The sequence below is a fragment of the Massiliimalia massiliensis genome, assembly GCF_900155615.1.
GTDB classification, from domain to species: Bacteria; Bacillota; Clostridia; order Oscillospirales; family Ruminococcaceae; genus Massiliimalia; species Massiliimalia massiliensis.
This window is the reverse complement of record NZ_FUHT01000004.1, coordinates 872750-895765: the sequence shown is the minus strand read 5'-3', so window position 1 is coordinate 895765 and position 23016 is coordinate 872750. Positions and strand designations below refer to the sequence as shown.

The following is a 23016-nucleotide window of genomic DNA, read 5'->3' as shown; positions in this document are numbered from 1 at the left end:
TTTGTCCCGGCTTTTATCATAATTCTGATGAAAGGTTACCATCCTGATAAACGGCCTCAACTTGATAATCCTGATCCAGAAGGAGCAGGTCGGCATGCTTTCCAACCTCCAGGCTTCCATAATCGCTGTCGCACCGGATTGATTTGGCGGGAAGAAGCGTTGCGCTTAAAATTGCCTGCTCTGCCGGGACGCCGAACCCGATCACGTTCCGCATACCCTGGTAAACGTTTGTGGAGGAACCGGCAATCGTTCCGTCCGAAAGCGTTGCCTTCCGGTTTACAACAGTTACATCCAGCCCGCCGAGCTGGTATTGTCCGTCCGAGAGCCCGCACGCGCACATAGAATCCGATATCATTACCATTTTAGCGGCACAGAGACGGAACATCAGTCGGATCACAGCCGGATGGATATGAATTCCGTCGCAAATCAGCTCAGCAAAGACATCCCGGTCTGAAAGCGCGCCGATAATCCCGGGATCGCGGTGATGCAGTCCGTTCATAGCATTAAACAGGTGGGTGATATGGTCTGCGCCTCGGTCAAACGCTTCCAGCGCGGTTTCATAGCCGCAGGCGGTATGGGCGATTGAAATGACCTTTTCGCTGTGATAGTCGTCAATGATCTTCATCGCGCCGTCAAGCTCAGGCGCTAGGTTAATGATCTTGAGCAGTCCGCCGGACAAACGGTTAAATTCATCCAGAAGTGCTTTGTCCGGCGCAGTCAGATACTGTTCGTCATGCGCGCCTTTCCTTTGCCGGCTTAAAAACGGCCCTTCCATATTGATTCCGATGATTCGGCTGCCGCCTGCCTGCTTTGCCGCCCCGGCAATATTCCGGGCTGCCCGCCTGCAACCCTCGGACGGCATGGTCATAGTGGTGGCACAGACAGAGGTGATTCCGTTTTTCTGGTAATATTTCAGCATGGTTTCCATTTCTTCCGGAGAAGCAGTAGAAAAATCAAAACCAACGCATCCATGCGTATGGATATCGATCAGTCCGGGAATCAGCAGCTTCCCGGAGCAGTCAAGCGCCGGTTTCCCTGGAATATGGGGCGCGATTTCTTCAATCAGCGCACCGTTCGTCTTTAAATCAAGTCGTTGGAATGTTCCACGGTAAAAGACAGAGGCATTCTGAAAAATCATAGTTTTGTTAAGGCTCCCTTCCTATCGATAGGATTTTTTCGGTAAGTAAAATTTATCTTTATTATACACCTTAATTTTGGAAAAGAATAGTATTTTCCCACATAAGTACAGGCTTTTTTGCATATGATGTACAAACTACAATGGATATGAGGGGAGATCACTTGAGAAAGCAGGCAGAATTTTTAGAGGACAGATGTTTGAAATTAGGGGAATACATATTAGAACATAAAGGAACGGTACGCAGTACTGCAAAGGCTTTCCATATCAGTAAAAGCACAGTCCACAAGGATGTGACTACGCGGCTATCCTCCCTGGATCATGCGCTTTATACGGAAGTGAAGAAAATCCTGGAACAGAATAAACAGGAACGGCACATTCGCGGCGGATTGGCTACCCGGGAGAAATACCGGAAAATCGGCCATGCGGCTTCGGTGGGTAAATAGGAACCAAGGGGAGCCGGCAGACAATTTGTCTGCCGGCTCCCCTTTCTTGTATAGAGAGAACCCCCGGCTGTGCCGGGGGTTCTGGAAAAGCTTTAGCGTTGCGTAGGAAAAAGGAACTCCTTTTGGTAAGATAAAAGTGCGGCCTGACAACTGCACAGGAATACCAAAAGGAGGACATTCGGATGACGAATGACAATAAGAGTTTAGCACATACAACGTGGAACTGCAAATATCATATCGTGTGTGCCCCAAAATACCGGCGAAAATTATTCTACGGAGAACACAAAGCAGAGATCGGGAAAATTCTGCGGGAATTATGCAACTGGAAAGGGATCCAAATAGTAGAGGCAGAAGTGTGCCCGGATCACATTCATATGCTGGTAGAAATCCCGCCAAAAGAAAGTGTGGCAGGATTCATGGATTTTCTCAAAGGAAAGAGCAGTATTCTCATCCACGAGAGACACGGAAATCTGAAATACAAATATGGGAACCGAAGTTTTTGGTGCCGAGGATATTACGTGGATACAGTTGGGAAGAACACAAAGAAGATTGCAGAGTACATACAAAATCAGCTTAAAAAAGATGCATTGCACGACCAATTGACGCTCAAGGAATACGCAGACCCGTTTACGGGTAGCAAGTAGCAATTCTTTCGCAGGTGTTAGACCGCAAAAAGCGCCTGCAGGCGCTGCCAGTCTCAGAGCCTTTCAGGCGTCTTTGCAAACCCACCGGCTTTGCCGGCGGATATTTACTTTAAACGGTATTTTTTGTAGGACAGATGATTGCGGATCATACTGCGGAACTCGATGATCTGATCCTCTGTCATATCGCGTTTCGGGAGATAGAGCATCCGCCTCACAGAAGTATAGCATAACAGCAGGTCGGGCAGCTCGCGCACCTCGTTGATCTGGCTCCAGTTAAGCTCAAGCTGTTCGGCTTCGCTATGTAATGTGATCTGCTCATCGTCAAAGGTCATGAGAAAGGTTTGGCCGATTGATTCCTTCCGCTTCGCGATAAGCTGCCGAACTCTGCGCAGCAGCAGCGCCATCATAATAAACGGATAGAGCATAAATGCGATACAGAGAAGATAATGGACGCGGACAATATCTTGGAAAATCAGGCAGAGCAGCCCGCCTGCAAAGGGAACCCAGCAGAGAACCAGCATTAAAACATTGCGGAAAATCACATTATAATATGCCGTACGCTTGACATCCTGCTCTGTCAGGGTTGTCTGAATTCGGATTTCACCCATCATAATGAAAAGCCTCCAATTATAAACAATAATTCTATTATAACAAATTTAAAATCATTTTCAATCCTAAACAGTACAAAAAAGCCCGATGAAAAAAGTTATCTTAAAATGTTAAAATTTAATTTACAAAATTTATTCAAAGAAACCTTGACAGATTGGATACAGAGTGGTAAATTATAGTTAGCACTCAAAGATGTTGAGTGCTAAAATTTGAAAAAGGATTGTAAGATGTGATAAGCGGCAAAACAGGTGGTGAAAAAATTGAGCTTAGATGACCGAAAACTGTTGGTGCTGTCAACGATTGTAAATGAGTATATCAGGACAGGAGAACCGGTTGGATCAAAAACCATTATTGCCAATTCTAAAATTAATGTTTCGTCCGCAACGGTCAGAAATGATATGGCCGCTCTGGAAAAGCTGGGGCTTTTGGAACAGCCGCATACTTCTGCCGGGCGTATCCCGACTTATCTGGGATACCGCCTGTACATTGAGAGGCTGATGCATCCGCATGTTTTGTCTGCCAAGGAAAAACGTGAGATTGACGAACAACTGACCCAGAATGGGATCACTGCAGAAAACGTAGTGGATAATGCGGTACAGGTGCTGTCCGACCTGACGCAGCTTACTGTGGTGAACAGCAATAATATGCCGCATTTTTCCGTAATTACCCGGGTAGAGGTTATCCCCGCCGGGAGACGTCTCTATGCGCTGCTGATCATTACTTCTACCGGGGCGATTAAAAATAAGATCTGCCGCCTGGAATTTGATTTAACCAATGAGCAGCTTGGCTTTTTTGCGGAATTCGTCAATAAGAACCTGACGGGAACAAATATTGAGGAGCTCACGCCGGCCATGCTCCAAAACCTGGCTATTGCCCTTGGGAGCTATATGATCTCTCTTTCCCCGCTTTTGTATGCGGTGTATGAGCTGAGCGAGGAGTTTACGAAAAACAGCATTAATATCCGAGGGGAGCAGCGCCTGCTTGAGGCGGGAAATATGAACAGTACAGAGATTATCCGCTTCTTAAATGAGAAGCAGGAGCTCGCGAGGCTTCTCTCCAATGCGTTCAGCGGAATCAAGGTGATTTTTGGGAAGGAAAACGATACGTTTTCCATTACCAATTCCTCGATGGTGGTTTCGCCTTATAAAATTGGGGAAGCTCCAGGCGGTTCGCTTGGGATTATCGGCCCGCTGCGGCTCGACTATGCGAAGGTAATACCGTACATGCAGTATTTTTCAGAGAGCGTGACAAAGCTTCTCTCCGATATTCTGCATGAAGAAGAAAAATAGAAGGAGAATATAGGAGATGGCGAAAAAAGAAAAAGAACTGAAGACGGAAACGGCTTCCGAGAATACTGTAGAAGAGGAAGTGAAGGATGAAGCGGCTGAGGAGACCAACCAAGAGCTGGCAGCCCTGCAGAAAGAAAATGAAGAGCTGAAAAACAAGCTTCTGCGCCAGATGGCCGAATTTGACAACTTCAAAAAGAGAACGTCCAAGGAAAAAGACGAGCTTTACGGCTATGCGAAGGCAGATTGTGTCGAGGCTGTGCTGGGAGTGCTGGATAACTTTGAACGCGCCCTTCAAACCGACTGTGCGGATGAAACCTTTAAGCAGGGAGTTGAGATGATCTTCAACCAGTTCAGCGAGGCGCTCAAAAAGCTGGGTGTGGAAGAAATTCCGGCACAAGGAGAAACCTTTGACCCGCAGGTGCACAACGCGGTCAATCAGGTAGAGGATGAAAACTTTGGAGAAAACACTGTTTGCCAGGTGTTTCAGAAGGGCTATAAAATTGGAGACCGCGTGATCCGCCATTCGATGGTGGTTGTAGCGAATCCATAAAAGATAAAGCTTATTACAAAATAGATATTTTAGGAGGAAGATTATTATGGGAAAAATCATTGGTATTGACTTAGGTACTACAAACTCTTGCGTTGCTGTAATGGAGGGCGGCGAGGCTGTTGTCATTGCAAATACGGAAGGCGCGAGAACCACTCCTTCTGTGGTCGCTTTTTCCAAAACAAACGAAAGAATGGTAGGACAGGTGGCAAAACGTCAGGCTGTTACCAACCATGACCGTACCATCACCTCGATCAAACGCCATATGGGTACTGATTACAGAGTGGATATCGACGGGAAAAAATATTCCCCTCAGGAAATTTCTGCAATGATTCTGCAGAAGCTGAAAGCGGATGCGGAAAGCTATTTGGGCGAAACGGTAACGGAAGCGGTTATTACTGTTCCGGCTTACTTCACCGACGCGCAGCGCCAGGCAACCAAGGACGCCGGTAAAATCGCCGGCCTGGAAGTAAAACGTATTATTAATGAACCGACTGCCGCAGCGCTTGCATATGGCGTCGATAAGGAACAGGAACAGAAAATCATGGTATACGACCTCGGCGGCGGTACCTTCGACGTTTCCATCATTGAAATGGGCGACGGCGTTCAGGAGGTTCTGGCGACTGCCGGGAACAACCGTCTGGGCGGCGACGACTTTGACCAGAGAGTGATCGACTGGATGGTTGCTGAATTTAAACGCGATAACGGCATTGACCTGTCTAACGACAATATGGCAATGCAGAGGCTGAAGGAAGCTGCTGAGAAGGCAAAAATTGAGCTCTCCAGCATGCCGACCACCCAGATTAACCTCCCGTTTATTACTGCGGACGCAACAGGCCCGAAACATCTGGATATGACTTTAAGCCGTGCGAAATTCAACGAACTGACCGCAGACCTGGTAGAAGCAACCATGGGGCCTGTCCGTCAGGCTCTTCAGGATTCCGGCCTTTCCACCTCCGAGCTGGATAAGGTACTGATGGTTGGTGGCTCCAGCCGTATCCCGGCTGTTCAGGACGCTGTCAAGAATATCATCGGCAAAGACCCGTTTAAGGGAATCAACCCGGACGAATGTGTTGCGCTCGGCGCGGCGATCCAGGGCGGTGTTCTTGGCGGGGAAGTCAAGGGGCTGCTCCTTCTGGACGTTACTCCGCTGTCTCTGGGGATCGAAACCCTGGGCGGCGTCTGCACCAGAATGATTGAACGGAACACCACAATCCCGACCAAGAAAACACAGGTTTATTCCACCGCTGCGGACAATCAGACCTCTGTTGAAATCCATATCCTGCAGGGCGAACGTGAATTCGCAAAAGACAATAAAACCCTGGGACGCTTCCACCTGGATGGAATCCCGGCGGCTCCGCGAGGAATTCCTCAGATTGAAGTTACTTTTGATATTGACGCAAACGGAATTGTACACGTATCCGCAAAGGATCTTGGAACAGGCAAGGAACAGCAGATCACCATTACTGCTTCTACCAATATGTCCAAGGATGATATTGACAAGGCTGTAAAGGAAGCAGAGCAGTTTGCGGCGGAAGATAAGAAGCATAAAGAGCAGGTTGATATCCGCAACAGCGCCGACCAGATGATCTTCCAGTGTGAAAAGACAATGGGCGAATTAGGCGACAAGGTATCTGCAGATGAAAAAGCTGATGTAGAAGCTAAAATCAATGCGCTCAAAGAAGAATTAAAGGGCGAAAATTACGACGCGATCAAAGCAAAACAGGAAGAACTGCAGCAGTCCTTCTATAAAATCAGCGAAAAGGTATATGCTGCTGCCCAGCAGGCTCAGCAAGCCCAGGCTGGCGCACAGGGAGCACCAGGTGCTGACCCGAACGCGGCGGCCGGCGGGAATGCCGATTATGTTGACGCCGATTTCACAGAAGTGAACGATGACAACAAATAACTTCCTCATAAGAAGGCAGGGTTTGCAGTTAGAGGGAATCCTCTAACTGCAAACTGTTGTAGAAAAGGTGGGTATACAGCTTGGCTGATAAGAGAGACTATTATGAAGTGCTCGGTGTGCAAAAGGGCGCTTCCGATGATGAAATCAAGAAAGCTTACCGCAAAATGGCCAAAAAATATCATCCGGACTTAAATCCGGGCGATGCTGAAGCGGAAAAAAATTTTAAAGAAGTAAACGAAGCCTATGAGGTGTTGTCGGATTCTGATAAAAAGGCGCGGTATGACCAGTTCGGGCACGCGGGCGTTGACCCGAATTACGGTGCCGGTAGCGGCGGTTATGGAGGCGGCTTCGGCGGCGGATTTGACTTTGGCGACCTCGGCGATATTTTTGATATGTTTGGAGGCGGCTTTGGCGGTTTCGGAGGGAGCAGGAGAGCAAACCCGAATGCGCCGAGAAGAGGTGCCGACCTACATACAAGCCTGATCATTGATTTCTTTGAGGCTTGTAAAGGAGCGCGCAAGGAAGTGAGGGTTACCCGTCAGGAAACCTGCGACGCCTGTCATGGCAACGGCTGTGAACCAGGACACAGCCCGCAGACCTGCCCGGAATGTAACGGAACGGGACAGGTGCGCGTTTCCCAGCGGACGCCGTTGGGCGTGATTCAAACCTCTCGTCCATGCTCCCGCTGCGGAGGAAAGGGTACGGTTATCGACCATCCCTGCAAAACCTGCGGCGGTTCTGGAAAACAGTCGCGCACCAAAACCATTGAGGTCAATATCCCGGCGGGAATTGATGATGGCCAGACGCTGGCGGTCCGAGGACAGGGGAACGCAGGCTCTAACGGAGGCCCGGCAGGAGATTTGACAGTCACAGTCACTGTCCGCCCTGATGTTCTGTTCCGGCGTGATGGGTTTGATATCTGGTGCGACATTCCGGTTACCTATTGCCAGGCAGTCACAGGAGATAAACTAGTAGTTCCGACTATAGACGGCAAGGTAGAATACCCGATGCCGGCAGGAACGCAGCCCGGGACGGTATTCCGGCTGAAAGGGAAGGGCGTTCAGCGTTTAAACGGGCGCGGACGCGGAGACCAGTTTGTCACCATGGTGGTGGAAGTGCCAAAAAATTTAAACAAAACACAGCTAGAGGCGCTTAAGCAGTTTGACGAATCGTTAAATGACAAAAATTATGAAAAACGCAAATCATTTTTTGAACGGATTAAGGATAATTTTAATAAATAGTGGGATAATAAGGGTTGGAGAAGTGCCAACCCTTATTTTTTATGCTGCGGATATTATAGCGGAAAATCGCCGGAAAATTACCAAATGTAACAAATTATGAAAATTTGGAAAATTGCTTTGCATTTATACCAGTTTATGTTATAATAAAATGCATGAGCGAAAAAGGAGAGAATGATTGTGGAAAAATACATCATCAACGGCGGAACACGCCTTTGTGGTGAGGTGCCAATCAGCGGTGCGAAAAATGCTGTTGTGGCGATTTTGGCTGCTACGATCTTAGCAGATACTCCCTGCGTCATTGAAAATATCCCAAATATCAGTGATGTTTCGATTTTAACCAGTATTTTACACGAGATGGGCGCTGCCATCAAAGTGATTAATAAACATAAATTAGAAATTGACACCAGCAGGGTGAAAAATCCTGAGGTTCCTTATGAACAGGCAAAACGGATGCGTGCCTCCTATTATTTTTTGGGCTCCCTGTTAGGAAAGTTCAACCATGCAAAGGTGCCGCTTCCAGGCGGCTGCAATTTCGGCGTCCGTCCGATTGATCTCCATCTCAAGGGATTTAAGGCTCTGGGGGCGGATTGGAATCTTGAATATGGAATAGTCAATATATCTGCTCAAAAGCTGATTGGTTCCAGCATTTATCTGGATATGGTTTCAGTCGGTGCTACCATCAATATTATGCTGGCGGCAGTGAAGGCGGAAGGAACCACCATTATTGAGAATGCAGCCAGAGAACCGCATATTGTCGATTTGGCCAACTTCCTCAACTCGATGGGGGCAAATATTATGGGTGCCGGAACGGATACCATCAAAATCCGCGGCGTTAATGAGCTGCGTGGCGTGGAGTATTCCATTATTCCGGATCAGATTGAAGCAGGAACCTATATGGTGGCCGCTGCGGCAACAAAAGGGGATCTGTTAATCCAGAATGTTATTCCGAAGCATTTGGAACCAATTTCCGCAAAGTTATTGAAAATGGGCGTAGAAGTAACGGAATATGACGATGCTGTTCGTGTGCGTTACGTCGGCACGCTAAAACACTGCGATGTAAAGACATTGCCTCATCCGGGCTTCCCAACCGATATGCAGCCTCAAATTACCGCGCTGCTCTGCCTTGCGGATGGGACAAGCATTGTAAAAGAAGGCGTTTGGGATAACCGTTTCCGCTATATTGACGAGCTGCGCCGGATGGGCGCTGTCGTATCGGTAGACGGACGGGTGGCGGTCGTGGAAGGAATCCCGGAGTTTACTGCCGCGCCGGTGAAGGCGGTTGATCTGCGGGCAGGCGCTGCGATGGTAATTGCGGCTTTATCTGCCGAGGGGACAACTGAAATCGAAGATATTTTCCATGTAGAACGTGGATATGAGGATATTGAGAAGAAGCTTCGTGCGATTGGTGCGGATGTGAAGAAAATCTGTATTCCGGATCGTGTTTTGGAGCAGGCTTTATAAAAGAAGAAAAAACAGCCACTTTTTTAAAGTGGCTTATTTTTTGTCAGGCGGGGAGACGGATTTTTTCTCTTTGCCTCAACATAAAGGACGAGTGTCCGGCACACCAATAGAAAGGAAAGCTTTATTTACATAAAGTATGGTTAAACAATGGCAATTATCTATCCATTGGCAAGTTCCTCCAAGGGGAATTGCATTTATGTAGGCAATCAGCAAAGTGGCGTTTTGATCGATGCGGGCATTGGAATCCGGGCGTTTGCCGCACATCTGGCGTTGATCGGAATTCCTCCTGAGGCAATCAAGGGGATATTTGTAACGCATGAGCATACCGACCATGTCAAGGGCCTGGAGAGGATTCAAAAGGCGCTGAAGGTTCCGGTTTACGGTTCAAAGGGAACATTAAAGCGTCTGATTGAAAAGAAAGTGCTCCCGCCTTTTGCGCCGATGCAGTTGGCCGAAGAGGAGACAGTGCTTTCCGGATGCTCGGTCATTCCGTTTGCGACGCCGCATGACAGCGAGCAGAGCCAGTGCTACCGAATCAGGACAGCAGAAGGGACGTCCGCCGTAGTCTGTACGGACCTGGGACATATGACGGATGAAATCCACCGGCATCTGCTTGGAAGCGACGTTGTTATGCTGGAGAGCAATTATGAGGAATCCATGCTTGCGGCGGGCAGCTATCCTTATTTTTTAAAGCGGCGGATCGCAGGACTTACCGGACATCTTTCGAACCTTGACTGTGCCGCGGAAATACGCCGGTTATACGACGAAGGAGTCAGGAAGTTTATTCTCGGACATCTCAGCGAGGAGAATAACCGTCCGGAGATTGCGTATGCCAATATTGTTGAGACGCTGGGACGCTGCGGAGCGACCCTGGGAAAAGACTTTGAACTGATGGTTGCACCGAGGGAAAACCATGGCAAGTGGATCGATTTTTGATCTCCCTAAAAAGGAATGGTGATATTTATGCTGACAATGCGCTTAATCTGTATTGGAAAACTGAAAGAGCATTACTGGCAGGAAGCATGCCGGGAATACCAAAAGCGGTTGGGGGCTTTTTGCCGGCTGGAGCTGATCGAGTTAAACGAATATAAGCTGCCATCCAGCCCTTCTGAAAGCCAGATCACAAAATGTATTGAGGAAGAAGGCCGGGAAATCCTGGCAAAGCTTCGCAGCGGCTATCATATTGCACTGTGTATTGAAGGAAAGGAATTAAGCTCCGAACAGTTAGCGGAGAAGTTTTCAGCGCTTGCTTTAAACGGCGTAAGTGAAATTGACCTGATCATCGGCGGCTCCTATGGGCTGTCAAAAGAAGTTAAGGCAAAGGCGGATCAGAAGCTTTCTATGTCCCCAATGACCTTTCCGCACCAAATGGCCAGGGTGATGCTGCTTGAGCAGGTTTACAGGGCGTTTCAGATTAACGCGAATGGAAAATATCACAAATAGCCAATGGAGAGGAAACACTATTTCCTCTCTTTTGCTTTGAAAAATATCTTGCAAGATTATGGGGATTTATAGTATAATTAGCTTTAGTATGTTACTATGATATCAATTGGTAACGAGAAAGTAATGGAGGGTTCTTTCATGGATTACCTTGGAATGTTTTATCAGCTTTTAAAGGGCTGTGGAATTACGATTATTGTATTTTGCGCGACCTATGTTATGTCAATCCCGCTTGGGATGGTGGTGACGCTTGGGGTTCGCAGCCGGGTGAAGCCGCTGCGGGCTGTCCTGAATTTTTATATTTACATCATGCGGGGAACGCCGCTGATGCTGCAGATTTTCACCATTTTTTACGGCCTGCCGTGCCTGCCGGTGATTGGGCCATACCTGACCCTGAACAGCCGGATGGCGGCAATTCTGATTGCGTTTACCCTGAACTATGCGGCATATTTTGCTGAAATTTTCCGTGGAGGCTTCCTGGCGGTGGACAAGGGGCAGTATGAGGCGGCAAAGGTTTTAGGGCTAAACCGCAGCCAGACCATGTTCCGGATTATTTTTCCTCAGATGTTCCGGGTCGCGCTCCCGTCCCTGGCAAATGAAACAATCACCCTGGTAAAGGATACCTCCCTGGTTTTTGTTATCGGGATGGGCGACCTGCTGGAGGCAGCGAAAAACATTGCCAATGCCGAGGTGACGATCCTGCCGTATTTCTTCTGTATGATCTTCTATCTGGTTCTGACGACAGTGCCCGCGCTGATCTTCAAGAAGCTGGAAAAGAAATATAGCTTTTAATGCTGGATAGGGAGGAAAACTCGAATGAATATGATACAAATTAATGACGTACATAAATCCTTTGACGTAGAAGTTCTGAAAGGGATTACGCTGGAGGTGAATCAGGGAGATGTAGTTGCGGTAATCGGTTCCTCCGGCTCCGGAAAATCAACGCTGCTGCGCTGCCTGATTGATCTGGAAAAGGTGGATTCCGGCTCTGTACTGATTGAGGGAGACCCATTGGTAGAGAACGGAATTTATGCAAAACAGACGGATATCCAAAAGCTGATTTTAAAAATGGGGATGGTGTTTCAGCATTTTAATCTGTTTCCGCACCTGACCGTCCGGCAGAATCTTGAGCTTTCTCCCAAGCTTGTCAAGAAACAGCCACAGGAGGAGATCAGCGCCAATGCGCAGAAGTACCTGAAAAAGGTCGGAATGCTGGAAAAGGCGGACGCATATCCGGCCTCGTTAAGCGGAGGCCAGAAGCAGCGCGTGGCGATCGCGCGTGCGCTGATGATGAACCCGGATATTATGCTGTTTGACGAACCAACCTCCGCGCTTGATCCGGAGCTTACCGGCGAGGTGTTGGAGACGATCCGTCAGCTTGCGGAAGAGAATATGACTATGGTGGTTGTGACCCATGAAATGGGCTTTGCTAGGGAAGTGGCGAACCGCGTGGTCTTTATGGACGGCGGGGTGATTCTGGAAGAGGGAACGCCGCAGGAGGTGTTCGGGAATCCGAAATGCGCCCGGACAAGGGAATTTTTGACTACAATTTTAAAATAGGAATGCCCAGTATGCAGAGATACATAGGCTGGCAGGCTGAAAACCGGTTTTTCAGCCTGTTTTTTGTTGATTCAAAACAGTATTTTATGCTATGATAAACAAAGAAGAAAAAAATTTAGAATTAATGCAATAAAACAGAATGCTCCTGCATTATTCTTATGAAGAGGTAAAAGTGATGATTTTTCTTGGTTTGACGTCAACGATGAAAAACACATTGAAACCGAATCATACACCAGCTATTGACGAACAGCTCTTGTTCCGGATCGCGGAAGGCGATACCGGGGCGCTCTCCGCCCTTTATGCGGAGACGTCCTCAGCGGTGTATGGATTTGCGCTGTCTATTTTGAAGGACGCCCACTCGGCAGAAGATGTGATGCAGGACACCTATCTGAAAATTTATGCTGCGGCTGGAAGCTATGCTGCAAAGGGGAAGCCGATGGCTTGGATTTTAACCATTGTGAAAAATCTTTCCCTGATGAAGCTGAGACAGAATCGGAAGCTGCCGGATGTCCCGCTGGATGAAAGCTGGGATATTTCCGATCCGAAGGACCGGTTTGCGGAAAGCCAGGATAAAATCTTGCTTCAGGCCGTATTAAAAGCATTAACTGAGGAAGAACGGCAGATCGTGACGCTCTATGCGGTTTCCGGGCTTAAACACCGGGAAATTGCTTCTCTGCTGGACCTGCCTTTGCCGACTGTTCTTTCAAAATATCGACGTGCATTAAATAAGATGCGCAGATTCATGGGGGATGAATTCAATGAAAAATAAGGAATTGATGGAAAGGTTAGCAGCCGAAATTCACGATGCTACACCGAATCAATTGGATGATATCCTCCTGAAATGCAAAGAGCAGAAAGGGAAGGCTATCAATATGAATGAGTTAGCAGTAAATAAAAAACCGAACCGGAAAAAATGGACTATTGGAATTGCGGCGGCCGCGGCAGCGTTTGTGATGGCGGTTGGTATCGGTGTGGCAAGCCACAGCTATTATGCCGTAGATTCTGTAATTGATCTGGATGTAAACCCAAGTATTGAGTTAAAGACCAACAAAAATGACACTGTCTTATCCGTGGAAGCACTTAATGACGACGCGAATGAAATCCTGGACGGGATGGATTTAAAGGGAGTTGATTTCGACGTTGCAGTGAATGCGCTGGTTGGCTCGATGCTGAAAAACGGATATATTGACGAGCTGAAGAACTCGATCCTGGTTTCCGTTGACAATGATGATGAAAATAAGAGCAGGGAGCTGGAAAGCCGTCTGATGGAATCCATTAACGCGATCCTATCTGAAAATGAAATTACTCCCGCTATTCTGGCTCAGACGGTGACCAGTGACGAGGAATTACAGAAGCTTGCGGACGAATACCACATTTCGATTGGGCGCGTTTCTTTGATTCAAAGAATTCTGGCAAAGGATCCTACCAAGAGCTTTGCAGACCTTGCAAAGCTGTCGGTTAACGATCTGTATCTGCTTGCGGATTCTAAGGATATTGATTTTGACGACCTGTTAAAGCAGGGTGATCCAAGCAAGGAAGGCTATATTGAAGCGAGCGCGGCAAAATCCGCCGCCTTCTCTCACGCAGGAATCCAGGCCGCACAGGCCTCCAATGTCAAGGCAGAGCTTGACTTTGACGACGGCGTGATGGTATATGAGGTTGAGTTTATCAGCAATAGGACAGAGTATGATTACGATATCGATGCAACAACCGGTGCAGTGCTGAAGGCTGACAAAGAAGCGATGGATCAGGATGATGCAAATGACCAGGACGATGACGATGACCAGGACGATGACGATGACCGGGATGATGACGATGATCAGGACGATGACAAGCCTGTTACCAGCGCCACCAGCCTGATCTCCAAGGATAAGGCGAAAAGCGCCGCCTTCTCCCATGCCGGAGTCAGCAGCGCGAAGAATGTATCGGTCATCCTGGACAAGGAAGATGGAAAGTACGATGTCGAATTTATTGCGGGCGGCTATGAATATGATTATGAAATTAACGCGCGTACCGGAAAAATAATCGAGTACGACCGGGATAAGCTGGAGGGTGAGAAAAAGAGTACTTCGAGCAAGGCGGCGTCTTCTGATGACGACGATGATGACCGGGATGACGATGATGACCGGGATGACGATGATGACCGGGACGACGATGATGACCAGGACGACGATGATGATTAAAACAGAGCGAAACAGGACGCAGGCAGACGCCTGCGTCCTGTTTCATATATCTGTATCCGGCTTGGCAATATCAATAGTATTTTTTTATTAATTTATCATATTGCTAAATAATTTGTGCGTATGAAAGAAAAAACTAGCAAATTTTATTGCTATGTATTATAATATTCCTTAAATGAGAAGTAAAAGAGGGAAGACGGAAATGCATAAATTAAGAGTCGGAAAAATATTGGTATCAATCGCTGCAATGACCTTACTGTTGCAGGGATGTTCTGTGATGCCTGAGGAAGAGGAGCTTCTGGCGCCGCCGGTCAAAGAGCCGGAGGCTGTGGAATATACGACGCAGAAGGTAGAACGCGGAGACATTGTGAATACGGCGAAGGGTTCGGGAAATATCGGTAGCAAAAAACAATACTCCCTCTCTTTTCCATACCGGAGCGGGTATCTGAAATCCGTAAATGTCAAGCTGGGAGATACTGTCAAGAAAGGGCAGCTGATTGCCGAGCTTGATACGGATTCGCTTGAAAAGGATATCCAAAAAAAGCAGCTTGAGATTGAAAAGATCAAGCTGGAATTGGAGCAACTGAAGAAAAATAATTCCTCCAATGAGCTGGAGCGCAAAAAGTTAAGACTTCAATATCTGGAAGACAGGAAAAAGCAGTTTCCGGATGAAGCGCTTGACCTTGAATATCAGATTGAGGACTTAAAGCTGGAAATTAAGGATCTAGAGAATCAGGACGGAGAAAGCTATGATATCAGGGCCAAGAAAAAGGATTTGGAAATTGCGCAGATCGATCTGGATGATCTGAAGCTGACCCGCGATAAGTCGCAGATTGTTGCGCCGAGCAGCGGAAAGGTTACCTACGTGGAGGAAATTGGGATTGGTGATTATGTCCCGGCACTGAAAACGATTATCAAGCTCTCCGACCCATCCGATCTGATCCTGGAATATACTGGCGGCTATGCTTTGGACATGAAGGTAGGGATGCCGGTTACAATCACTGTCGGCGGGACAACGGTCACCGGAGAGGTAGCAACCACACCGTCTGATTTCCCGGCAGAGGAGCAGGAGCTTCGGAAAGAAACGGTCTTTATTAAGATGGATGAAGTGCCGGACGGGATAGAAATCGGGGACAGCGCCAGCTTTGAAGTGATTCTGGAGCAGAAAGAAGACGTCCTGATTGTACCGAAGCGCGCCGTCATTCAATATATGGGAACCTTTACGGCGCGTGTATTGTCTGAGGATAATATCAGAAGTGAACGGGATATCGAAGTGGGAATTGAAACGGCGACGCAGTATGAGGTCGTGAGCGGGCTAGAAGAAGGCGACATTGTCATTTTGGAATAGGGGGAAGACAGCTTGTTTGAATTTTGTGTCAGGAAAATGATGCGAAACAAGTGGATGGTAGCTTGCCTGCTGATTGGTTTCATCATCAGTACTGCTGTAATTACTTGTATTCCCATTTATACCGGCAGCATCCTGCAGCGTATGCTGATCAAGGATATGGAGGCCCGTCAGGAAGAAACCGGGCTTTATCCGGGAAACTATTCTGTTACGATCAAAGCGCTCCAGCCGAACCTCAAAGAGGAGGAGCTTGAAAAAGCGCTGACCACCTTTTTCCGTTTAGAAGAAAAGATGGATGGGGGCAATATCTCTTCATTAGGAGTTCCGATTGTCGTTTCCAGCAAACAGTATCGTTATGTTGACAGCTATGCAAAGGTTGTAAGGAGCTCGTCCCGCGGCGGAAAAGAAGTGATGAGTCTGGCCGGACGAGAGGATATGTTCGACCACTGCAGCCTGGTTGCGGGGGAATTCCCGTCAGATAAGCAGAACGGCGACGCCATTGAGGTGATGCTCACAGAGGAAGGGCTGAATTTCTTTGAGCTTTCCTTAGGAGATACGCTTGATCTGACGCCGTATAACGATAACTACCCGGTGCAGAAGCTGAAGGTTGTCGGAGTCTATACCTATAAGGATTCCAGCGACCTGTACTGGAACAACAAGATCGGGGATTATAAAAAGACCGCGATGATGGACTTTGAGCTGTTTCAGGATTTATTTGTTGCATGTGAAACCCCGTTGATTGATAGTGCGAACTGGTACTATACCTTTGATTATCATGAATTGCAGATGAACCAGGTGCCTACTGTGATGTCCCGGCTGGGACAGCTCAAAAGCACATTGGGAGAAGGCACTTCGGTGGTCTTTAAAGCGAACGAAGTGTTTAAATCCTACGCAGAACGCCAGGAAAGCCTGAATATGACGCTTCAGGTACTTTTGGCGCCTGTCATTCTGATGTTGTTTTTCTATATTTTCATGGTTTCATCCTTGATTATGGAGCATGAGAAGAATGATATCACCCTGCTTAAGAGCAGAGGAGCGAACAACCTTCAGATTTTTTCAGAAACCTTGATGAAAAATGGAATGATTGCCCTCGTATCTGTGGTGCCGGGAACACTGCTTGGAATTTTAATCTGTAAAGTTTTAGGCCTTTCCAATGGATTTATGGAGCTGGTGGGCCGAAAAAATATCAATGTGGACTTTCACCTGGACAGCACCTATTTCCTTGGATTGCTGGGTGTATTCGCGATTGGGTTCCTTGCCATTATGATCCCTGCGACACAGGCTTCCCGGATGTCAATTGTAGAATATAAACGGAAAAAGGCGAAGTTTTTCAAAGGCGCCTGGTGGAAGAAAATTGGGATTGACTTTATCCTGATTGCGGTTTCCGTCTATCTGATCTATAACTACAACAATATGAGTCAGTCGCTGTCCCATTCGGATACCGGCATGCTCTCCTATATTGACCCGACCCTGTTTCTGATCAACGCGTTGTTTATCCTGGGTCTTGGGCTGTTATTTCTGCGGGTTTTCCCGTATTTGGTCAGGCTGATCTTTTTGGCGGGAAAACGGCTCTGGGCGCCGCAGCTCTATGCGTCCTTTTTGTCAGTCTCCCGTTCAAAAGGGAAGGATCAGTTTATCATCCTTTTCATGATTTTGACCGTTGCGCTTGCCATGTTCCATGCGACGGCCGCGAGAACGTTAAATAACTTCATGGAGGATCGCGTGAGCTACGCGGTCGGCACTGATATGGTGCTCAAGCCGGAACTTCCTCACAGGGACTCTTATTACAAAGTAGCAGAAAGTGAGGACGGGCAGGAAACGAAGCTGGAAGCGGCTTCCCCGGACGAAGGCGGATATCTTGTACACTCCGTCACCTATGTGGATATCCCATTCCAGCAGTTTGAGGAGATAAAGGGCGTAGAATCCGCAACCAAGGTGTTCCGGAAATCGGGAACAGAAATTTCCAGGGGCGGCGATGGCTGGAACAATGTACAGCTTATGGGAATCACACCACATGAGTTTGCAAAGGTAGCCTGGATGCGCGGCGATCTGCTGCCTTACCATATTAACGAGTATCTCAACCTCCTTGCGGAGGATCCGCGGATGATGCTGGTCTCCTCCTCTCTGAAAGAAAAGGGACTCAAGGTTGGTGATGAAATAGAGGTAACCTGGAAAAACCAACCCTATGCAATGGATGGGATTGTCGCCGGATTTGTAGACTATTGGCCATCCTTTAATCCGGTAAAATCGGACAGCCTGGATACAGAAACAGATTCGGAGCAGGAACCGACCCTGGTCATTGCAAATTACAGCCTGATTCAGGCGCAGATGAGGCTGGAGCCCTATGAAATCTGGCTGAGCCTGGACGGGAAGACCACCCATGCGGACATTTATCAGGATATTAAGGAGAAAAAGCTTCCGGTTGTTGATGTAAAGGATGCCGGGCAGCAAATCATCCAAATCAAAAACGACCCGATGCTGCAGGGGATCAACGGTTCCCTGACGCTGAGCTTTGTGATCACCCTTTCGATCAGCTTTATCGGCTTTTTGATTTTCTGGATTTTGAATCTGAAGGAACGGACGCTCCAATTTGGCGTACTCAGGGCGATGGGGCTTTCTAAGCGCAGCCTTTTATTCATGCTTGGCTTTGAACAACTGATGGTCACCGGAGGATCTGTAGCAGCCGGGATTTTAATTGGCCTGCTGGTCAACAAGCTGACCATCCCGATGCTGCAATACCTTTATGCTCCCTCAGAGCAGGTTCCGCCGTTTGACATTTATATGGATCCATCGGATTACGTAAAAATATTTGTTGTGATCGGCCTGATGATCCTGTTCGGGATTCTGATTCTGGGGCGGATGATCAATAAAATTAAGATCGACCAGGCTTTGAAACTGGGTGAAGATTAGAGATAAAGTGGAGAACACAGATGGAAAAACAGACGATTATTTCTACTGACGGGCTGTATCGGCAGTATAAGGCGGGAAATACAGTCGTTAACGCTGTCAAAAATATTTCTATGACCGTAAAGGAGGGGGAACTTACCGTCCTGCGCGGCCGTTCAGGGTCTGGAAAAACCACCCTTTTGAATCTGCTGAGCACGCTGGATATGCCGACGCAGGGGACTATTTATTATCATGATGAGGATATTACCAGGTTTTCTGAACAGAAGAAGGATCAGCTCCGCAGGGAGGAAATCGGGATAATTTTTCAGTCCGTTGCGCTGATGAGCCAGATGACAGCCTATGAAAATGTAGAATTTGGCCTGCGAATTGCCGGTATGCCTTATAAGGAATACAAGCCTTTGGTACAAAAGTACTTAAACCTTGTGGGACTCGGAAACAGAATGACTCATCTACCGGGCGAGCTGTCCGGAGGCGAACAGCAGCGAATTGCCATCGCCAGGGCGATTGCCCACCGCCCGAAGGTAGTGTTTGCGGATGAACCGACGGCGCAGCTTGACACCGCTACCGCGCTGCATGTGGTGAAGCTCCTGAAGGAACTGATAGAAACGGAAAAAATTACGGTTGTTATGACAACCCACGACCCGAATATGATGGAAATTGCCGATACGGTATATAGCTTACAGGATGGGGAGATTGTCGATGCGTACTGATACTGAGATGATTTTTTGTGAGAATCTTGTAAAGATATACCGGACGGAGGAAACGGAGATTCTGGCTTTGCAGGGCCTTGACCTGATAATCAATCAGGGCGACCTGGTCGGGATCATCGGAAACAGCGGCAGTGGGAAATCCACCCTGCTCAATATGCTGGGAGGACTGGACAAACCGACTGCCGGCACGATTTTGGTAGATGGGCAGGATTTGTTGAAATTTAATGATCGGGATTTAGTAGAATACCGCAGGAATACGGTGGGGTTTGTCTGGCAGAATGTTGCGAGGAATCTTTTGCCTTATTTAACCGCTACAGAGAATATCGAGCTGGTGATGCGCTTAAAGCATCGCCGGTTCAAAGAAGAACACCGCAAATGGGGGAAAGAGCTGCTCCATATGGTCGGGCTTTCCGGCCGCGCGGACAATAAGCTGAGCGAGCTTTCCGGCGGGGAACAGCAGAGGGTGGCAATTGGGATTGCGCTGGCTAACCAGCCGAAGCTTCTGCTTGCGGACGAGCCGACCGGTGCGGTGGATACACAGACCTCGGATCAGATTTTACAGGTGTTCCGAGATGTCAATGAGCAGTTGGGCGTAACGGTGGTGATCGTCACCCACGATATGTCCTTATCCAGGAAGGTGGATCGGATTATCGCCATCCGGGATGGAAAAACAAGCTCCGAGTTTATCCGGCGGCAGAAATATTCCAGCGCCCTGAACGAAATGGGCAGCTTCCTGGATCAGGACAGTCATGAGGAATTTGTCGTGATGGATCGTGCCGGCCGGGTACAGCTTCCCAGAGAATACCTTGACTCGCTTGGACTGCAAAACAAAAATAAAGTCCGGGTTGAGATGGAGGACGGGAGGATCATTATTGAACCGGTCAGGGAAGCGGAGGAACCAGAGCAGAAAGAATAAAAAAAACAGCAGGCAAAAATCTGCCTGCTGTTTTTTTATTTCATTGCGTATTCTTTCCATACAGTTCCTTCCAGTGTTTTCCATAGGAAGGCCCCGTCCTCTAAGATCAGATAGCTGTTTGGACTGTCCTCCTTAGGGATCGAGACAGAACCTGGGTTTAGATAGGTGTAATGCCCGTGTTGACTGCAGGCAGGAATATGGGTATGTCCGTGCAGCAGAATGTCACCTTCCTTCAGCTTGGGGAGGGAGGATTCGTTGAAGTGATGCCCGTGCGTTGCAAAGATCATTGTGCTGTGGTGGTATAGAATACAATAGTCGGCGAGAATGGGGAAATCCAGTACCATCTGGTCGACCTCGGTATCACAGTTTCCCCGGACACATAAAATTTCCCCGGAAATGTCATTGAGCATAGTGATCACCTGCTTCGGGGCATATTCCCGCGGAAGGTCGTTTCTCGGCCCGTGATACAAAATATCCCCGAGCAGCAGCAGCTTATCCGCCTGTTCCTTTTCATATGCCTGGAGCAGCCTGCGGCAGTAATAGGCAGAACCATGAATATCGGAAGCAATCATCAGTTTCATGCTTATGAACCATCGCTTTCTCTGTTGTGAAAGCGTCCTTTCTTGTGGAATAGGGAACGGCTGTAATACCGTATAAAACAGCTTTCCTGTTCCCGGTCATCATTATAGCATACTGGAAGAAAAAAGAAAACGGATATCAACAGTACTGACATCCGTTTTTATGTTTTTTGTACGGTTAAACACGCTCGGCAATCAAATCGCCCATCTGTTTGCAGCCAACCTGGATGCATCCATCGCTCATGATGTCGCCGGTGCGGTATCCGTCCTTGAGTACCTGTTTTACGGCATTTTCAATGGCGTCCGCTTCCTCGTCCAGATCAAAGGAATAACGGAGCATCATTGCGGCGGAAAGGATGGTTGCGATTGGATTTGCGAGGTCCATTCCCGCAATGTCCGGGGCAGAGCCGTGGCTTGGCTCGTAAAGCCCAAATTTTGTTTCGTTCAGGCTTGCGGAGGAGAGCATCCCGATGGAGCCGGTCACCATGCTTGCTTCATCCGAGAGGATATCGCCAAACATATTTTCAGTCAGAATCACGTCAAACTGCTTCGGGTCTTTCACAAGCTGCATTGCGCAGTTGTCGACCAGCATATCTACACATTCCACATCCGGATAATCCGCTGCCACCTCGTGTACAACCTTTCTCCAGAGACGGGAGGAATCGAGGACGTTCGCTTTATCTACACTGATCACCTTCTTGCGGCGTTTTCTTGCGATATCGAAGCCCTTTACCGCAATTCTCCGGATTTCTGCTTCAGAATAGACGAGGGTATCCTTTGCCACCATCTGGCCGTCCTGTTCCACGGTTTCGCGCGCGCCAAAATACAGCCCGCCGGTGAGCTCCCGCATCACGACCATGTCAAAGCCGTCCCCAATGATTTCATCCCGAAGCGGGCAGGCAGCTTTTAATTCCGGATAGAGGTATGCCGGGCGGACATTGGCAAAGAGTCCCAGACCCTTCCGGATGGCCAAAAGCCCTTTTTCCGGCCGGAGATTACCGGGGAGGGTGTCCCATTTCGGGCCGCCAACGCTGCCGAGCAGTACAGCATCCGCCTTTTGGGCAGTTTCCAGCGCCTCGTCAGTCAATGGAACGCCGTATTCGTCGATGGATTCTCCGCCCATCAAAATTCGGGTATAGTGGAAGGTATGACCGTATTTACCGCATACCCTGTCCAGCACCTTCAGCGCTTCATCAACAATTTCCGGCCCGATCCCGTCGCCTTTAATCAGAACAATATTTTTTTCCATACTGATTGACACTTCTTTCCTATTTATTCACAAATTCCCATCAGGACCTTGAGATAATCCACGCTGATTTTCAAATCCTGATAGCTGTCCCGCTCGTAGGCAAGGTCATGGTCAACAACAAACCATTCCGGCTTGCAGGCGAGACAAAGCGGCATCAGCTTCGGGATGTTCAGCATTCCATAGCCAACCGGACGGAACTCAAAATATCCCTTTTCCGGACGCGCTTTAGCTTCGCCGAGTTCTTCGCTCTTGCCGACCAGCGAAAGGTCTTTGGCATAGATGTCTTTGAAATGGATTACCGGGCAGCGGTAAGAGTATCTTGCCAGCGCCTCCGCCGGGTCAGCCTGGGCGAAAAGCATCCAGCCGAGATCAGGCTCCATGCAGATGCCTTCCGCTTTGCAGCTTTCCATTACAACATCCGCGATGGAAGGGCTGACGCGGTATTCGAAATCGTGATTATGATAGAGCGGGGTGATGCCGGCTTCTTTACAGCGCCCTGCAATTACCTTGATATCCGAAATAGTCTGGTCAAATTCCGGCGTGCCGGGGGCAATGGCGCGGTCAGGCCATGCGATGGTAATATAGCGGCAGCCGATTGTAAGATGATCCCGGATGACCTTGTCGGGATTTTTGATAAACTCGTTGCTCGGGACATGGTTGCCGACGGCTTCCATCGAAAGCTCGTCCAGCTTTGCTTTAATCTCCTCGGGCTTTTTCCCGAAGAAGCCCAGCAGCTCGACCCCTTCAAAGCCGATTGCCTTCAGCTTTTCCAGAACGGCAAAAAGGTCTTGCTCCGCCTCGTTTCTAAGGATATACAGCGGCGCGGCGATTTTAATCTTCTCCATCTTCATTC

Annotated in this window: 22 protein-coding genes; 17 read left to right on the top strand and 5 right to left on the bottom strand. The window is 48.3% G+C overall.

From position 1 onward, the window contains the following. Positions 1-16: 16 nt before the first annotated feature. Complete coding sequence (gene nagA, locus CZ360_RS12885) at positions 17-1138, bottom strand: N-acetylglucosamine-6-phosphate deacetylase (protein WP_077534624.1); 1122 nt, start codon at positions 1136-1138, stop codon at positions 17-19. A gap of 146 nt (positions 1139-1284) precedes the next feature. On the opposite strand from nagA, the gene CZ360_RS12880 reads away from it, so the two are divergent. Together CZ360_RS12880 and tnpA are read left to right on the top strand one after the other, a co-directional pair. Continuing rightward, on the top strand, positions 1285-1581 hold the full coding sequence (locus CZ360_RS12880) for a sporulation transcriptional regulator SpoIIID (RefSeq protein WP_077534846.1): 297 nt from the start codon (positions 1285-1287) through the stop codon (positions 1579-1581). Positions 1582-1763: 182 nt separating this feature from the next. After that, the gene (gene tnpA / locus CZ360_RS12875; protein WP_077534623.1) at positions 1764-2225 is read left to right on the top strand and encodes an IS200/IS605 family transposase; all 462 of its coding nucleotides are present in this window, start codon (positions 1764-1766) and stop codon (positions 2223-2225) included. 104 nt (positions 2226-2329) lie between these two features. Here tnpA and CZ360_RS12870 read toward each other — a convergent pair whose 3' ends face one another. Then, complete coding sequence (locus CZ360_RS12870; RefSeq protein ID WP_077534622.1) at positions 2330-2836, bottom strand: YcxB family protein; 507 nt, start codon at positions 2834-2836, stop codon at positions 2330-2332. 246 nt (positions 2837-3082) lie between these two features. On the opposite strand from CZ360_RS12870, the gene hrcA reads away from it, so the two are divergent. From hrcA to CZ360_RS12795, 15 genes are all read left to right on the top strand, one after another. Further along, positions 3083-4123, top strand: coding sequence for a heat-inducible transcriptional repressor HrcA (gene hrcA, locus CZ360_RS12865; RefSeq protein ID WP_229408058.1), 1041 nt, complete (start codon positions 3083-3085; stop codon positions 4121-4123). A gap of 16 nt (positions 4124-4139) precedes the next feature. Next, positions 4140-4673, top strand: a complete 534-nt coding sequence (gene grpE / locus CZ360_RS12860; protein ID WP_077534621.1) for a nucleotide exchange factor GrpE — start codon at positions 4140-4142, stop codon at positions 4671-4673. A 46-nt stretch (positions 4674-4719) separates the two neighbouring features. Then, entirely contained in the window at positions 4720-6576 is a 1857-nt protein-coding gene (gene dnaK, locus CZ360_RS12855) for a molecular chaperone DnaK (RefSeq protein WP_077534620.1), read from the top strand. An 80-nt stretch (positions 6577-6656) separates the two neighbouring features. Next, on the top strand, positions 6657-7817 hold the full coding sequence (gene dnaJ / locus CZ360_RS12850; protein WP_077534619.1) for a molecular chaperone DnaJ: 1161 nt from the start codon (positions 6657-6659) through the stop codon (positions 7815-7817). A gap of 177 nt (positions 7818-7994) precedes the next feature. Beyond that, positions 7995-9278 carry a UDP-N-acetylglucosamine 1-carboxyvinyltransferase gene (locus CZ360_RS12845; RefSeq protein WP_077534844.1) on the top strand — a complete coding sequence of 428 codons (1284 nt, stop codon included), beginning with the start codon at positions 7995-7997 and terminating at the stop codon, positions 9276-9278. A 147-nt stretch (positions 9279-9425) separates the two neighbouring features. Further along, positions 9426-10214: an MBL fold metallo-hydrolase gene (locus tag CZ360_RS12840; protein ID WP_077534618.1), complete on the top strand. Its 789-nt coding sequence runs from the start codon at positions 9426-9428 to the stop codon at positions 10212-10214. 27 nt (positions 10215-10241) lie between these two features. Continuing rightward, a complete protein-coding gene (gene rlmH, locus CZ360_RS12835; RefSeq protein ID WP_077534617.1) occupies positions 10242-10721 on the top strand; it encodes a 23S rRNA (pseudouridine(1915)-N(3))-methyltransferase RlmH in 480 nt (159 codons plus the stop codon). A 138-nt stretch (positions 10722-10859) separates the two neighbouring features. After that, a complete protein-coding gene (locus CZ360_RS12830) occupies positions 10860-11510 on the top strand; it encodes an amino acid ABC transporter permease (RefSeq protein ID WP_077534616.1) in 651 nt (216 codons plus the stop codon). A 24-nt stretch (positions 11511-11534) separates the two neighbouring features. Further along, the gene (locus CZ360_RS12825; RefSeq protein WP_077534615.1) at positions 11535-12278 is read left to right on the top strand and encodes an amino acid ABC transporter ATP-binding protein; all 744 of its coding nucleotides are present in this window, start codon (positions 11535-11537) and stop codon (positions 12276-12278) included. A 175-nt stretch (positions 12279-12453) separates the two neighbouring features. After that, positions 12454-13047 carry an RNA polymerase sigma factor gene (locus CZ360_RS12820; protein WP_159438300.1) on the top strand — a complete coding sequence of 198 codons (594 nt, stop codon included), beginning with the start codon at positions 12454-12456 and terminating at the stop codon, positions 13045-13047. 103 nt (positions 13048-13150) lie between these two features. Then, the gene (locus CZ360_RS12815; RefSeq protein ID WP_159438299.1) at positions 13151-14461 is read left to right on the top strand and encodes an anti-sigma-I factor RsgI family protein; all 1311 of its coding nucleotides are present in this window, start codon (positions 13151-13153) and stop codon (positions 14459-14461) included. 199 nt (positions 14462-14660) lie between these two features. After that, positions 14661-15806 (top strand): efflux RND transporter periplasmic adaptor subunit, encoded by a 1146-nt coding sequence (locus CZ360_RS12810; protein ID WP_159438298.1) that lies wholly within the window; start codon positions 14661-14663, stop codon positions 15804-15806. 12 nt (positions 15807-15818) lie between these two features. Continuing rightward, positions 15819-18713 (top strand): ABC transporter permease, encoded by a 2895-nt coding sequence (locus tag CZ360_RS12805; RefSeq protein WP_077534611.1) that lies wholly within the window; start codon positions 15819-15821, stop codon positions 18711-18713. 20 nt (positions 18714-18733) lie between these two features. After that, entirely contained in the window at positions 18734-19420 is a 687-nt protein-coding gene (locus CZ360_RS12800) for an ABC transporter ATP-binding protein (RefSeq protein ID WP_077534610.1), read from the top strand. After that, complete coding sequence (locus CZ360_RS12795; protein WP_229408057.1) at positions 19410-20336, top strand: ATP-binding cassette domain-containing protein; 927 nt, start codon at positions 19410-19412, stop codon at positions 20334-20336. Before CZ360_RS12800 ends, CZ360_RS12795 begins: the two co-directional genes overlap by 11 nt. Before the next feature lie 35 nt (positions 20337-20371). On the opposite strand, the gene yfcE is transcribed toward CZ360_RS12795, so the two are convergent. The 3 genes from yfcE to CZ360_RS12780 all read right to left on the bottom strand — a co-directional run bounded on the left by yfcE (position 20372) and on the right by CZ360_RS12780 (position 23014). Next, entirely contained in the window at positions 20372-20917 is a 546-nt protein-coding gene (yfcE, locus tag CZ360_RS12790) for a phosphodiesterase (protein ID WP_077534608.1), read from the bottom strand. Positions 20918-21092: 175 nt separating this feature from the next. Beyond that, entirely contained in the window at positions 21093-22163 is a 1071-nt protein-coding gene (gene leuB, locus CZ360_RS12785; RefSeq protein WP_077534607.1) for a 3-isopropylmalate dehydrogenase, read from the bottom strand. Between the two features lie 23 nt (positions 22164-22186). Continuing rightward, a complete protein-coding gene (locus CZ360_RS12780) occupies positions 22187-23014 on the bottom strand; it encodes a sugar phosphate isomerase/epimerase family protein (protein WP_077534606.1) in 828 nt (275 codons plus the stop codon). Positions 23015-23016: the final 2 nt, after the last annotated feature.

Excerpts from the sequence above, each read along its gene's own strand:
- nagA (WP_077534624.1), bottom strand. The coding sequence starts at position 1,138 with ATGATTTTTCAGAATGCCTCTGTCTTTTACCGTGGAACATTCCAACGA.
- CZ360_RS12880 (WP_077534846.1), top strand. The coding sequence starts at position 1,285 with ATGAGGGGAGATCACTTGAGAAAGCAGGCAGAATTTTTAGAGGACAGA.
- tnpA (WP_077534623.1), top strand. The coding sequence starts at position 1,764 with ATGACGAATGACAATAAGAGTTTAGCACATACAACGTGGAACTGCAAA.
- CZ360_RS12870 (WP_077534622.1), bottom strand. The coding sequence starts at position 2,836 with ATGATGGGTGAAATCCGAATTCAGACAACCCTGACAGAGCAGGATGTC.
- grpE (WP_077534621.1), top strand. The coding sequence starts at position 4,140 with ATGGCGAAAAAAGAAAAAGAACTGAAGACGGAAACGGCTTCCGAGAAT.
- dnaK (WP_077534620.1), top strand. The coding sequence starts at position 4,720 with ATGGGAAAAATCATTGGTATTGACTTAGGTACTACAAACTCTTGCGTT.
- CZ360_RS12840 (WP_077534618.1), top strand. The coding sequence starts at position 9,426 with ATGGCAATTATCTATCCATTGGCAAGTTCCTCCAAGGGGAATTGCATT.
- rlmH (WP_077534617.1), top strand. The coding sequence starts at position 10,242 with ATGCTGACAATGCGCTTAATCTGTATTGGAAAACTGAAAGAGCATTAC.
- CZ360_RS12830 (WP_077534616.1), top strand. The coding sequence starts at position 10,860 with ATGGATTACCTTGGAATGTTTTATCAGCTTTTAAAGGGCTGTGGAATT.
- CZ360_RS12825 (WP_077534615.1), top strand. The coding sequence starts at position 11,535 with ATGAATATGATACAAATTAATGACGTACATAAATCCTTTGACGTAGAA.
- CZ360_RS12820 (WP_159438300.1), top strand. The coding sequence starts at position 12,454 with ATGATTTTTCTTGGTTTGACGTCAACGATGAAAAACACATTGAAACCG.
- CZ360_RS12815 (WP_159438299.1), top strand. The coding sequence starts at position 13,151 with ATGAATGAGTTAGCAGTAAATAAAAAACCGAACCGGAAAAAATGGACT.
- CZ360_RS12810 (WP_159438298.1), top strand. The coding sequence starts at position 14,661 with ATGCATAAATTAAGAGTCGGAAAAATATTGGTATCAATCGCTGCAATG.
- CZ360_RS12800 (WP_077534610.1), top strand. The coding sequence starts at position 18,734 with ATGGAAAAACAGACGATTATTTCTACTGACGGGCTGTATCGGCAGTAT.
- CZ360_RS12795 (WP_229408057.1), top strand. The coding sequence starts at position 19,410 with ATGCGTACTGATACTGAGATGATTTTTTGTGAGAATCTTGTAAAGATA.
- yfcE (WP_077534608.1), bottom strand. The coding sequence starts at position 20,917 with ATGAAACTGATGATTGCTTCCGATATTCATGGTTCTGCCTATTACTGC.
- leuB (WP_077534607.1), bottom strand. The coding sequence starts at position 22,163 with ATGGAAAAAAATATTGTTCTGATTAAAGGCGACGGGATCGGGCCGGAA.
- CZ360_RS12780 (WP_077534606.1), bottom strand. The coding sequence starts at position 23,014 with ATGAAGATGGAGAAGATTAAAATCGCCGCGCCGCTGTATATCCTTAGA.